This window comes from Streptomyces bottropensis ATCC 25435 (assembly GCF_000383595.1).
In the GTDB taxonomy this organism is placed as follows: Bacteria; Actinomycetota; Actinomycetes; order Streptomycetales; family Streptomycetaceae; genus Streptomyces; species Streptomyces bottropensis.
Map to the genome: position 1 here is coordinate 8,502,488 of NZ_KB911581.1, position 12,161 is coordinate 8,514,648.

At 70.8% G+C, this 12,161-nt stretch carries 11 protein-coding genes; 6 read left to right on the forward strand and 5 right to left on the reverse strand.

Annotation, left to right across the window (positions count from 1 at the left end; all coding sequences use genetic code 11):
• Positions 1–111: 111 nt before the first annotated feature.
• Positions 112–1,332, forward strand: a complete 1,221-nt coding sequence (locus STRBO_RS0137630; RefSeq protein ID WP_005486361.1) for an FAD-dependent oxidoreductase — start codon at positions 112–114, stop codon at positions 1,330–1,332.
• An 8-nt stretch (positions 1,333–1,340) separates the two neighbouring features.
• On the opposite strand, the gene STRBO_RS0137635 is transcribed toward STRBO_RS0137630, so the two are convergent.
• Positions 1,341–2,753 (reverse strand): NAD(P)/FAD-dependent oxidoreductase, encoded by a 1,413-nt coding sequence (locus STRBO_RS0137635; RefSeq protein WP_005486362.1) that lies wholly within the window; start codon positions 2,751–2,753, stop codon positions 1,341–1,343.
• A 118-nt stretch (positions 2,754–2,871) separates the two neighbouring features.
• Here STRBO_RS0137635 and STRBO_RS0137640 point away from each other — a divergent pair, with 118 nt between their 5' ends.
• The gene (locus tag STRBO_RS0137640; protein WP_005486363.1) at positions 2,872–3,759 is read left to right on the forward strand and encodes an aminoglycoside phosphotransferase family protein; all 888 of its coding nucleotides are present in this window, start codon (positions 2,872–2,874) and stop codon (positions 3,757–3,759) included.
• An 83-nt stretch (positions 3,760–3,842) separates the two neighbouring features.
• Here STRBO_RS0137640 and STRBO_RS0137645 read toward each other — a convergent pair whose 3' ends face one another.
• A complete protein-coding gene (locus STRBO_RS0137645) occupies positions 3,843–4,343 on the reverse strand; it encodes a hypothetical protein (protein ID WP_005486364.1) in 501 nt (166 codons plus the stop codon).
• A 236-nt stretch (positions 4,344–4,579) separates the two neighbouring features.
• Here STRBO_RS0137645 and STRBO_RS0137650 point away from each other — a divergent pair, with 236 nt between their 5' ends.
• Positions 4,580–5,968, forward strand: coding sequence for a helix-turn-helix domain-containing protein (locus STRBO_RS0137650; protein WP_005486365.1), 1,389 nt, complete (start codon positions 4,580–4,582; stop codon positions 5,966–5,968).
• Between the two features lie 178 nt (positions 5,969–6,146).
• Here STRBO_RS0137650 and STRBO_RS0137655 read toward each other — a convergent pair whose 3' ends face one another.
• Complete coding sequence (locus STRBO_RS0137655; RefSeq protein WP_005486367.1) at positions 6,147–6,815, reverse strand: site-specific integrase; 669 nt, start codon at positions 6,813–6,815, stop codon at positions 6,147–6,149.
• Between the two features lie 358 nt (positions 6,816–7,173).
• On the opposite strand from STRBO_RS0137655, the gene STRBO_RS0137660 reads away from it, so the two are divergent.
• Positions 7,174–7,839 (forward strand): hypothetical protein, encoded by a 666-nt coding sequence (locus tag STRBO_RS0137660; protein ID WP_005486370.1) that lies wholly within the window; start codon positions 7,174–7,176, stop codon positions 7,837–7,839.
• Positions 7,840–8,022: 183 nt separating this feature from the next.
• Positions 8,023–8,646: a hypothetical protein gene (locus STRBO_RS0137665; protein WP_245170642.1), complete on the forward strand. Its 624-nt coding sequence runs from the start codon at positions 8,023–8,025 to the stop codon at positions 8,644–8,646.
• Between the two features lie 213 nt (positions 8,647–8,859).
• Here the strand turns inward: STRBO_RS0137665 and STRBO_RS0137670 are convergent, their stop codons facing one another.
• Both STRBO_RS0137670 and STRBO_RS0137675 read right to left on the reverse strand, forming a co-directional pair.
• Positions 8,860–9,537: a response regulator transcription factor gene (locus tag STRBO_RS0137670; RefSeq protein ID WP_202499966.1), complete on the reverse strand. Its 678-nt coding sequence runs from the start codon at positions 9,535–9,537 to the stop codon at positions 8,860–8,862.
• Positions 9,534–10,751, reverse strand: coding sequence for a sensor histidine kinase (locus STRBO_RS0137675; RefSeq protein ID WP_005479620.1), 1,218 nt, complete (start codon positions 10,749–10,751; stop codon positions 9,534–9,536). Before STRBO_RS0137675 ends, STRBO_RS0137670 begins: the two co-directional genes overlap by 4 nt.
• Before the next feature lie 360 nt (positions 10,752–11,111).
• Here STRBO_RS0137675 and STRBO_RS0137680 point away from each other — a divergent pair, with 360 nt between their 5' ends.
• Positions 11,112–11,678: a hypothetical protein gene (locus STRBO_RS0137680; protein ID WP_245170643.1), complete on the forward strand. Its 567-nt coding sequence runs from the start codon at positions 11,112–11,114 to the stop codon at positions 11,676–11,678.
• Positions 11,679–12,161 lie beyond the last annotated feature (483 nt).

Below are 12,161 nucleotides of genomic sequence, written 5' to 3' on the forward strand. Positions count from 1 at the left end.
TGCGCGAACGCCCCGCCGAAACCAGGCCATGTCACATTCCGGCCCCCTCGACCCGTCGTACACGTGAACAGCCACCGACCCGGCCGGCACCGACCCGAGGGAGCCCCAGCCATGCGCACCAGCCGAACCCCCGCCCCCCTCACCGTCATCGGCGGCGGCTTCGCCGGGCTCACCGCGGCGATCACCGCCGCGGAGGCGGGCGCGAAGGTCACCGTGTACGAGGCGCACCACACGCTCGGCGGCCGGGCCCGGACGGCGGAGGGGCCGTACCGGACGAACGAGGGACCGCACGCGCTCTACAGCGGCGGCCCGCACTGGACCTGGCTCGGGCAGCGGGACCTGATCGGACCGCTCGCCCCGCTCCCGCCCCTGGAGACCGCCCGGCTCCGCCTGCACCACAAGGGCGCCCTGCGCCGGACACCGCCGTTCGCCATGCTCAAGCTCCTGCGCCCCCGCCGGGCGGGCCGGCCCGCACCCGTCGATGTCGACTTCCGCACCTGGGCGACCGCGCAGGCCGGCGAGGAGGCCGCGCGGGCCGCCGCCAACTACGCGGCGGTGGCGCTGTTCCACCACGCCCCGGGCTCCCTGTCCGCCGCGTTCGTGCAGGAACGGCTGCGCCGGGCCACGAAGCTGCCCCCGGAGGCGCACTACCCGCGCGGCGGCTGGGCGAGCGTCATCGACCGGATGGCGGCCCGCGCCTGGAACCTGGGCGTCCGGATGGAGACCCTCAGCCGCGTCGACAGCCTCGACGCCCTCGGCGGCCGGGCAGGCGGCGGGGGCACCGGCCCGATCGTGGTCGCCACCTCCCTGGACGCCGCCCGACGCCTGCTCGGGGACGACTCGCTGACCTGGCCGAGCGGCCGTACCGCCCTCGTCGACCTCGCCGTACGCACCCGCCGGGGCGACGCCTTCGCCGTCTCCGACCTGGACGCGCCCGGCTGGATCGAGCGGTTCACCGCGCAGGACCGCACGCTGGCCCCGGCGGGCGAGCAACTGCTCCAGGGGCAGTTCCCGATCGGCCCGCACGAGTCGCGCGCCGACGGCGTCACCCGCGCCGAGCACCTGCTCGACCTGGGTTTCCCCGGCTGGCGGGACCGGGTCACCTGGCGCCGCGAGGCCACCTCGAACGGCCGTACGGGCGCGGTCGATCTGCCCGGCACCAGCTGGCGGGACCGCCCGGCCGTGGACCGGGGCGACGACGTCTACCTGGCCGGCGACCAGGTCGCGGCGCCGGGTGTCCTCTCGGAGGTGTCGTTCAACAGCGCCCTCGCGGCCGTCTCCCTGGCGCTGGGCAGGAGGTCGAAGGCCCCCCTCGACCTGAAGCAAGCCTGAGACCGCTCTCAGTGCCGCCCCGCCACCCGATCCGCCACCCGCGCCAACCGCGACGGCTCCCCCTTGTTCGACGCCGCCTCGCGCCGGTCGGCGGCACGGTACGTGGCGTACATGCCCCGCACCCCCGCCCACCGCAGCGGCTCCGGTTCCCACTTGCGGACCCGGTGGTTCACCCACGGCAGCGAGGTCAGCTCGGTGGACCCGACCTGCCCGGAGTCCCGCAGGACGAGATCGCGCAGGGTGCGAGCGGCGAGGTTGGTGGTGGCCACCCCCGAGCCGACGTAACCGCCGGCCCAGCCGAGCCCCGTCGACCGGTCGAGGGTGACCGTGGCACACCAGTCACGCGGGACCCCGAGCACGCCCGACCAGGCATGGTCGACCCGCACCCCCGCCAGCGAGGGGAAGAAGCGCACCAGGATCTCGTACAGCGCCTCGATCGTGGCCGCCTGCGTACGCCCGTCGTTGTCCGTCCGCGACCCGAAGCGGTACGGCACCCCGCGGCCGCCGAGCGCGATCCGGTCGTCGGCGGTGCGCTGCGCATACATGTACGCGTGCGCCATGTCGCCGAGCGTCTCGCGGCCCTCCCAGCCGATCGCGGCCCACTGCCCGGCCGTCAGCGGCGCGGTGGCGATCATCGAGGAGTTCATCGGCAGCCAGGTACGCCGCTGGCCCCTGAGGTTCGCCGTGAAACCCTCCGTACAGCGCAGCACATGGGGCGCCCGGACCGTGCCGTACGGCGTGACCGCCTGCCGCGGCCGGATCTCGGTCACCGGCGTCAGCTCGTGCACGGTCACCCCCAGCCGCTCGACGACGGCCGCCAGCCCCGTCACCAGCTTCACCGGGTTCAGCCGCGCCCCGTGCGGCGTCCACGTCGACCCCACCGCGTCCGCGACCCTGATCCGCTCGGCCGTCTCCCGCGCGCCGTACAGCTCGCGGTCGTCCTCCCCGTACGCCCTCTCGTGCTCGTGGAAGGCCCGCAGGCGGCTCAACTGGGCCGGGGTGCAGGCGACTTCGAGTACCCCGCCCCGGTGGATGTCCGCCTCGACACCCTCCTCGCCCGCCACCCGCACGACCTCGTCGACGGTCTCGTTCATGGCCCGCTGCAACCGCACGGCGGCCTCCCGCCCGTGCAGCCGCGCGTACCGGTCCCGCCCCGCGACCCCGTTGTAGAGCCAGCCGCCGTTGCGCCCCGAAGCCCCGTACCCGCAGAACTTCTGCTCCAGGACGACGATCCGCAGATCGGGTGCGGCCTTCTTCAGGTAGTAGGCCGTCCACAGCCCGGTGTACCCGCCTCCGACGATCACCACGTCGGCGGACGCGTCCCCGGCCAGCGGCTCCCTCGGGACAGGGAGGCCGGTCTGCGCGTACCAGAAGGAGATCCCACCGTTGACGGTGCCGGCCATCGCGTCCGAGCTGCTCATGGCGGGACGCTAACCCTTGCCGAGGGCCTCTGTCTCCTACGGATTTCGTGGCCTGCGCACCGTCGCCGGGCCCGAAATCGAAGGCGCCTCGGGCAGGCGCGCCCGTAGGGTCGCCCGCATGACCGATGCCATCCCGGTACCGGAGGAACTGGCCGCCACGCTGGCGATGTTCTTCGAGGAGAAGGGGCGGGCCTTCGCCGCCGCCCTGCCGGGCCTGGCCGCCCGGTTCCTCGACCACTGGGGCCTGCGCCCGGACGGACCGGCCATGCACGGCATGTGCGCCCTGGTCCTGCCCGTGGTCCGCACGGCCGACGAGACCCCGGCCGTCCTCAAGCTCCAGATCCTCGACGACGAGAGCGCGGGAGAGCCGGTCGCCCTGCGCGTCTGGGACGGCGACGGGGCGGTACGGCTGCTGGACCACGACCCGGAGACGGGCAGCATGCTGCTCGAACGCCTCGACCCGGCCCGCATGCTGTCCCACGAACCAGACACCCACGCGGCCGTCCTCGTCATCGCCCGCCTCCTGGCCCACCTGACCGCCACCCCCGCCCCGCCGGCCCTGCGCCGCCTGGCCGACATCGCGGCGGACATGCTGGACCGCACGCCCCCCGTGCTGGCCCGCGTCCCGGACCCCTTTGACCGCCGCCTGCTCGCGGACTGCGCGGCGGCGCTCCGCGAGGTCAGGGCCGAACCCGGCGACCGCCTTCTCCACTGGGACCTGCACTTCGGCAACGTCCTGGGCGCCGACCGCGCCCCCTGGCTCGCCATCGACCCCAAGCCCCTCGCCGGCGACCCCGCCTTCGACCTCTGGCCGGCCCTGAACAACCGCTTCGACCCGGACGACGTCCCCTGGCGCTTCGACGCGATGACCGACGTCCTCTCCCTGGACCGTGACCGCGCCCGTGCCTGGACCCTCGCCCGCCTCCTCCAGAACGCCCTCTGGGAGATCGAGGAGGGGCGCCCCCTCGACCCCGACGACCTGGAACTGGCCCGCCGGCTGCGCTGACCCACCCCCCTGGGCGCGACGTCCCGGGCCGGCTCGCCCCCGACACGCGGTCCCGGGCCGCCCACGCGACCCGGGACCCGCCGTCACTTGCCGCTGCCGCCGGGGACGCCGATGCGGGTGATCCGGTGGTCGCGGTCCAGGTCGACGACGAGCTTGACGGTCCCTCCCCGACCCCAGCTGAGGGTGACGGCGACCTTGTTTGCGGTGGCGCCGTTCTTGACCGTCCACTTCGCCGGGACGTTCTGGGCGTGCAGGATGCCGTCCGCGTTGTTGCGGGCCTCCCACTTCTCCACCTTGCGGAGAGCGTCGGGGCGGACGTAGAACTCGCGGAGTTCGGTGGTCAGCCTGCCGTTGTCCGCGTCGAGCTGGGCGTCGATGTAGGCGCCGTAGAAGTCGGCGACCCGGGTCACGTTGTCCGACGACTTGCCGCTGATGGTCCGCTGCGCGACGGCACCCGCCGTCGTCCCTCCCGTGGTCGCCTCCGCCGACGCGGTGAGCCCCAGCGGGAGGACGACGGCGGCGACGAGGCCGGCGATCAGAGCGGTGCGGCGGACGTGCTTGCGGGTGGTGGTGTTGCTGTTCATGAGCGAGTTCCCCCATGTCGTGTGGCGTTGGATCGAAAGTGCGTCGCGGTGTACGGGGCGGCCCCTCGACCCCTGGTGAGGGCGGCTCCGGCGACACCCAGAGCTTCGGCGGCCCGCCGGACCCACCACAACGGCCGGCGGCCCACCCGCAACGGTGGAACCGTCCCAGGCCCGCTGACCTCTCCTCTTGGAGAGTGCCTGGGATGCCGTCCTGGGATGCGAGGCAGGAGGAACCGGTGTCGTCCCAGGACGAGGTGGAGGAGTTCGCGGCGCTGCTACGGCGCCTGAAGGCCCGTACGGACCGCAGCTACGCGGCGCTCGCGCGCCACCTGAACATGAACGCCTCGACGCTGCACCGGTACTGCTCGGGCGAGGCCGTGCCGCACGGCTTCGCGACCGTGGAACGTATCGCCGCGCTGTGCGAGGCCACCCGGGCCGAACGGGTCGAGCTGCACCGGCGGTGGGTCCTGGCCGTGGCGGCCCGACAGCGGTCCCGGACGACGCCCGCCCCGGCCGCACCGGCCGCCGCCGAGCCCGCCGCGGCTCCAGCCGAAGCGGGAGCCCGAGCCGAAGTCGAAGCCGAAGCCGAAGCCGAAGCCGAAGTCGAAGTCGAAGTCGTTGAGATCGTGTCCGGGGGCGGGGGCGGGGCACCCCCGGCCCCCGTCTCCACGACGACCGCCGGCACCCCGCCCGTGGCAGCCACGGCATCGGGCCGCGTACCGCGACAGCCCTGGTACAGGCACCGCATCGCGCTCGCCGCCGCTGTCGTGGCCGCGCTGACAGCCGCCCTGGCCGGCCTGTCCGCCCTGACGTCCGCCACGACGACCGCGAAGACGGCGGGCACCCGGCACGGCTCCCCCACACCGTCCGCGCCCGCCTCCCCCGCACGCGGCCTGCCGTCCCACACCCCCGCACCGAAGGCGTCCACCGCGGCCGACCGCTCGCCGACCCCGTCCACGAGCCCACCCGTGAGCCCCTCCGCGGACTCCCCCGCCAAGAAGGCCGTCTCCGCCGCCCCGCCCCTCACCTGGACCGTGAACTCACAGCTCTGGGCGACCGGTTGCGACCACGACTACGTCATCGACAAGGCACCCCGCCAGGTGCCCCCGCCCCCGCTGCCGCAGGACGCCGCCCCATGGGCGCGTTCGCAGGGCGCGGTGCACGGCGGCCAGACACTCGTGGACATCGCCGTGCAGGGGCGGACGGACACCGCCGTCGTCCTGGAGGCCCTGCGCGTCCGCGTCGTGGGCCGGGCGGCCCCGATGAAGGGCACCGTCTACTTCACGGGCCAGGGCTGCGGCGGCGACCTGGACCCCCGCTCGTTCGCGGTGGACCTGGACATGGACCGCCCGGTCGCCCGCCCGGCCCAGGGCCCCGAGGGCGGAGCGGGCACCCCGGCCACCCGCATGCCCTACCAGGTGTCCGCGAAGGCTCCCGAGGTCCTGATGATCGACGCCCGCACCGTCGACTGCGACTGCCGCTGGTACCTGGAACTCGACTGGTCCTCCGAGGGCCGCACAGGCACCGCACGCATCGACGACCACGGCACCCCGTTCCGCACCACCGGCATCGAGGGCCTGCCCCAGTACTGGTACGCGAACAACGGCTGGACCCCCACGACCTGAACCACAACAAAAACCCCAGGTAGGACGAAATCCGACCTGGGGCATCAAGAGAGCCCCCTGTCGGATTCGAACCGACGACCTACGCATTACAAGGGCTGGTGGGGTTGTGATGGCGGGTGTCGCTTGATCGCACCAAATCCCGTTTTCCCTGATCAGCGGCTTGCAAGCAGCTCCGCGCCTACCGCTGCATCCATATGTTGCCGCGCCGTCCGCTCACGCATTGCTCACGCATCACCTGCCCAACGCCTGCGGCGCGGGGACGGCGGACACTGATCCGCACCGACTCCGCCGGCGGTTCATAGTCCTCGAAGGACACAAACCGCAACGGCTCGTCCTCCGGATCCTGCTCCATCTCGGCGTTCACGTGGACCCGGCGGGGGCCGGCCGGTGTCATCACCGCCTTGTCGACGTACCGGAATGGCGCGCGCTTCAGCAGCCCCGCATCCAGTGACCACGCCACCCACTTGTCCAGCGCCGCCACCGACCGGTTCCACGTCCCCACCGAGACAGCACCCGGCCCGCCACACCACAACCGCACCCGTTTATAAGCCCGCAGATCGTCGCCGTCGCACACCCAAATCGGCTTGCCGTGCCGCGAGGTCTCCAGGAACCGGACGCAAAGCATCACGTCCCGGGCGTATCCCAGAACGCTGTTCTCGGCACGCACACCCCAACTCGGCAGCTCACGCAGAAAGCGGTTCAGTTGCAGGTCGTACGACCCGTCCCCTGCCAAAATGAACGGCTGACCCTCGCGGACACCTACACGGCCCAGCACAGCCACCGGGCCAGCAGGACCCAGACAGCTCTCCGAACGGGCCTGGCTCGTCGTACACAGATCCGCGATCACGGCACCACCCTCATCCCGCTTCGATCACCTCGTTGACGTCGAATCCGTCCACCATCCTGAAGCCGAGGCACGGGCGCCTTCTCTCCTCTCAGGAACCACTCACGCCGGTGATCTGCCGACGGACCGGACGCTGTTGATGAGACACATGTAGTAGCTCACATAAACGGCGAGGCGGTGGTGTGTGAGAGCGGCCAACCAGCCCACTAAAAAGGGGCAAACATTGCTAAATCATGTTTCTGACGGTCATTCATAACTGGAGCATGATCTTCCATGCCGAGAGATGATGTTGTAAAGATATAGTCAAACGTATGTACCCGGCCGGGGGTGGAATCGGCCGGAGCTGAGGAGGGGTAGACGCGTGCAGGTACTTTTCCAGCGGAGCGCGAGAAAAATCTTCACTGTCATGATCATGGCTGGCGCCCTGTTTGTCGGCTCTGTGCTGACCGCCCAGGCGGCGAGCTTCGACAACATGTACAAGACCGACAACACGTGGTGGGACTGTGAGGACGACAGCTATTTCTGTCGGACCGACAACGGCTACCTGACTTTCGGCATCGAGGCGGGCATGACCACCGCCGGCGACAACGATGTGCGCGAAGTGCTACGGGACGAGTACGGGCCCACCGATCTCGAACGGCACGAGCACACGGGCAGTGAAATCCAGTACGACGGCTCGTCCGAGACGGACATCATCTTCGACTGGAACGACCCGCCTCTTCCCGGCGGTGTCTACGGCCAGACCTGGTGCAATGACGCCGCGAGCGAGTACGAGTGCGACCAGCACTACATCAGCTTCGACAACATGGGTGACGGGTCGGCGAACCCCTGGAAGGCCGTTGTCTGCCACGAAACCGGGCATGCCGTCGGCCTCACCCACGGGGGCGAGGCCTCACCCGCGCAAGACTATTGGGACAGCGACCTGGGCTGCATGCGCACGGGTGGCACCGTTGAGCAGTTGATTTCCCGGACGAATCTCGGGTCGCACAACGTCGGCCAGATCAACGATGTCTACGTCAAGCCGTGACCGGCCCTGCTGCGGGAGCCGATTCTGCCGGGCGGGCCGTCGAGGCGTCGGGCTGTACCAGACCACGTGAAGGGAAGCCGTTTCGTGTTTCGTGTGAAGAGTGACCAGCCTGCTGCGGGCCGGCGGTGGCTGCCCGCGACCCGGCGCGGGCGTTTGACTGCTCTTGCTGTCGCGGTGGCTGCCGTGGCGGGTGGGACTTTCGCCGGTGTTGCCACCGCCAATGGCGGTGACGAGGGGCCGCTGGCAGTCACGGCCCACATGATGGAGGGGTTCCCGACCCTGACCGCGTCCGACTGGGTCACGCACGGCGACCACGCCGTCGTGATCGAGATGGTACCCGGCAGTGAACGCAAGGGTGCCGTGCCGGAGGACAAGAAGGACAACGGCGAGGGGCACATCCCGCGCACCGCGACGATGAAGGTCGATCAGGTGCTGTGGTCCAAGCCCGGTGCCGAGGCCGCGCCGCAGACCTACCCGGTCGAGCTCCCGGGCTGGTGGTGGGAGGGCGACAGCGAGCGGGAGTTCGCCTGGAAGGGCGAGCCCCGCTACGAGGAGGGCCACAAGTACATCGCCCTGCTGGTGAAGGGCGATGACGGCAAGTGGAACGCGACCCTGCACGCGATGCCCTACGACGACGGGAAGGTCGGCACCGGCGAAAGCGACGGGAAGACCACCACCGGCGAAACCGCCGCGATGAGCAGATCCGTCCACAGCGCCGATGAACCTCAGGGTCTGGAGGAGGAAGCCCACGGCAAGAGCGCGGCCGTGGTGAAGCAGCTCCTGGAAGCGGCCCAGCCGGCGAAGTAGCCGCACACACCGATATCGGCCCTGCGGCGGGGAACACTGCGCACCCCGCCGCACCACCCTTGAGGACACCCGAGCAGGCTCCTCACCCCGGTCGCGGTCACTCTGCACTACCGTCCAGGCCGCGTACTTCTGGCGAACCTATGGGGGCCGCTGGGGTCCCGCTCCGGCGAGACCCCAGCCGCAGCTGGTGGGCCGCCTGCGCCTGCTGGCTGCTCAGTCGGGTGGTGCAGCTGGGCCGACGATCCGGTAACCCACGCCGGGCGTGGTGGCGATGACAGGCGGGTCGCCGAGTTTGCGGCGCAGGCGGCTGATGGTCACCGTGACGGTGTTGGTGAACGGGTCGGCGTGCTCGTCCCAGACCTGTTCGAGGAGGTCCTCCGCGCTGAGGAAGGCAGGGCTCGCGCTCAGGAGGGCTTCGAGTACCGCGAACTCCTTCACGGAGAGGTCGAGGTGGCAGCCGTCGCGTGCGGCCGTACGGCCCAGCAAGTCGAGTTCGATGCCCGCCGTGCGCAGGGTGCGGGACCGGGCAGCGGGGCGACGGCGGCCCAGGGCGCGGATGCGCAGGACAAGTTCGGGGAAGTGGAAGGGTTTGGCAAGGTAGTCGTCGGCGCCCAGGGCCAAGCCGCTGACGCGGTCGCCGGGCGAGTCGGCGGCGGTCAGCATCAGCACCATCACGCGGCTTTCCCGCTCGATGATCATCTGGCAGAGAGTGTCGCCGTGGATGCCGGGCAGGTCGCGGTCGAGCACGACGACGTCGTATGCATTGGTGTCAAGTTTGGCCGCGGCGTCGAGCCCGTCGTAGGCCACGTCCACGGCCATGCCCTGGTCGCGCAGTCCCTCGGCGATGACCTCGGCGAGGGGGCGGGCGTCCTCGACCACCAGGACTCTCAACGGGCCACGTCTCTTTCTGCGTTGGGGGCCTTTGCCGTCCTGTCGTCCGTGCGGGGGAGGGTGACGGTGACGCGCAGGCCGCCGTCGGGACGGGCGTGCAAGTCCAGGGTGCCGTGATGGGCCGCGGTGATGGCCGCGACGATGGACAGGCCGAGGCCGCTGCCCCGGCCGGTGCTGGTCCGGTCTGCGCCGAGGCGGCGGAAGGGCTGCGCGAGGTCCGCCACCCGCTGCTGGTCCAGGACCGGACCGCTGGACTCGACGACGAGGGACACTGCGCTCCCGCCGTCCTCTTCACCTTCTTCGGCCCGTACCGCAGCTCCGATCCAGCCCCCTGAGTCGTTGTGCGCGATCGCGTTGTCGATCACGTTGTCGGCCGCGCGGCGCAGCAGTGTCCGGCTCCCCCACACCCACGCGGAGCCGTCGATTCGGGTTTCGCGCACGGCAAGGCCCTTGGCCGCGATGTCCCCTGCTCGCCTGGCCAGGGCGTCCTGTGTGAGCCGACCGAGGGCGAGCCGCCCCGAGTCGGTGAACTCGCCGTGCTGGGCGCGCGCCAGGACGAGGAGGCTCTCCAACAGCAGGTCCACCTGGTCGAGTTCAGCACGCATCCGGGCGGCCAGCGTGGCCATGGTCCCAGGCACGGGGCCCGGCTTGGCAAGGGCCACGTCCAGGGAGGCCCGCATCGTGGTGAGCGGAGTGCGCAGTTCGTGGGACGCGTTGGCGACGAAGAGACGCTGTGCCTCGAAGGAGCGCTCCAGGCGGCCGAGGAGGTCGTCGATGGTGTCGGCGAGATCCTTCACCTCGTCGACAGGGCCGCCGATCGCCAGGCGTTCGTGCAGGCTGTCAGCGGTGATCCGGCGAGTGGCCGCTGTCATCACGCGCAGCGGGCGCAGTACCCGGCCTGCGAGGAACCAGCCGAGACCGACCGAGACCACCGTCATGACGCCAAGCGCGATGGCGGACCCGATCAGGATCTCCTTGGTCTGGATGTCATGTGCCTGAGCCAGTTGCTGCTCCAGCTCGTCGATGCGGGCCTGGGCACTTGACGCCCTGTCAGGCCAAATCGTGCCGCCGTCGGGTGCAGCGGGGCTGGAGAGCGATCCGCCCACGGCCGCGATGACGAGCAGTGCCGTTCCGGAGAGCAGGAACAGCGTGACGTACAAGGCGGTGAAGCGTGCACGGGCGGTGCCACGGCGCAGGCCGAGCCTGGCGGTCAAGCTCGCCAACCGTCGGGGTGGTCCCCACTTCATATGTCTGCTCCCTTCCTGCGGTCTGAACCAGGGACGTCCCGGCCAAGGCCCTGTGACCAGGCTAAGCGGCGGCGCCTAACAGTGAAATGACAGCGCCCGTTCGGCCTCTGTAACCCATGCCGTCGCAGGATGGGGCCCAAGAGCGATGAGGGCTGTCGACGACGGCAGCTACGAGAGCGGCCGTCGAGGCGTCGGGCTGTACCAGACCATATGAGGGGAAGCCGTTTCGTGTTTCGTGTGAAGAGTGACCAGCCTGCTGCGGGCCGGCGGTGGCTGCCCGCGACCCGGCGCGGGCGTTTGACTGCTCTTGCTGTCGCGGTGGCTGCCGTGGCGGGTGGGACTTTCGCCGGTGTTGCCACCGCCAATGGCGGTGACGAGGGGCCGCTGGCAGTCACGGCCCACATGATGGAGGGGTTCCCGACCCTGACCGCGTCCGACTGGGTCACGCACGGCGACCACGCCGTCGTGATCGAGATGGTGCCCGGCAGTGAACGCAAGGGTGCCGTGCCGGAGGACGAGAAGGACAACGGCGAGGGGCACATCCCGCGCACCGCGACGATGAAGGTCGATCAGGTGCTGTGGTCCAAGCCCGGTGCCGAGGCCGCGCCGCAGACCTACCCGGTCGAGCTCCCGGGCTGGTGGTGGGAGGGCGGCAGCGAGCGGGAGTTCGCCTGGCAGGGCGAGCCCCGCTACGAGGAGGGCCACAAGTACATCGCCCTGCTGGTGAAGGGCGATGACGGCAAGTGGGGCGCCACCTCGCACGCGATGCCCTACGACAACGGGAAGGTCGGCACCGGCGAAACCGCCGGTGAACTTCAGGGCCTGGAGAAGGAAGCCCACGGCAAGAACGCAGCCGCGGTGAAGCAGCTCCTGGAAGCGGCCCAGCCGAAGTAGCCGCACACACCGATATCGGCCCTGCGGCGGGGAACACTGCGCACCCCGCCGCACTGCTCTGAAGTGATCGAGGTTCCTTGCACGCCGCAGTCGCCCAGGGGCAGTCTTGCGGTGGGAGCATTGATGTGCTTCCGATAGGCAGGGGGCCCGGATCGACGGCCCGAGATCCAAGGTCGGGCCTTTCGCGGCGATCCGCGGGGGCTCTCGTACGGAAAAGCTGTCGATCCATGAGCTCTCCCGTCGCTATGGGGTCCATCGGCGGCTGGTCCTTGAGGCTCTGACATCACCATGGCCCACTCCGCGCAAGCCGATGCCGCCGTAGGCGTCGGTACGTGCGGAGCGATGCTGGTGAGCATCCATGAAGCGGTACCAGGGCCGGCCGTGTTCCGGGCCCGTGTCGCTGCCGCAGAGGAGAGCCGGATGCGTGCAGACGCGCACGTCCGCGCGGTGGTCGTCCCGCCCCTCAATCTCTCATCTCACGGC

What these genes read in the sequence shown, in the direction of transcription:
- STRBO_RS0137630 (WP_005486361.1), top strand. Translation starts at nt 112, where the DNA reads ATGCGCACCAGCCGAACCCCCGCCCCCCTCACCGTCATCGGCGGCGGC.
- STRBO_RS0137635 (WP_005486362.1), bottom strand. Translation starts at nt 2,753, where the DNA reads ATGAGCAGCTCGGACGCGATGGCCGGCACCGTCAACGGTGGGATCTCC.
- STRBO_RS0137640 (WP_005486363.1), top strand. Translation starts at nt 2,872, where the DNA reads ATGACCGATGCCATCCCGGTACCGGAGGAACTGGCCGCCACGCTGGCG.
- STRBO_RS0137645 (WP_005486364.1), bottom strand. Translation starts at nt 4,343, where the DNA reads ATGAACAGCAACACCACCACCCGCAAGCACGTCCGCCGCACCGCTCTG.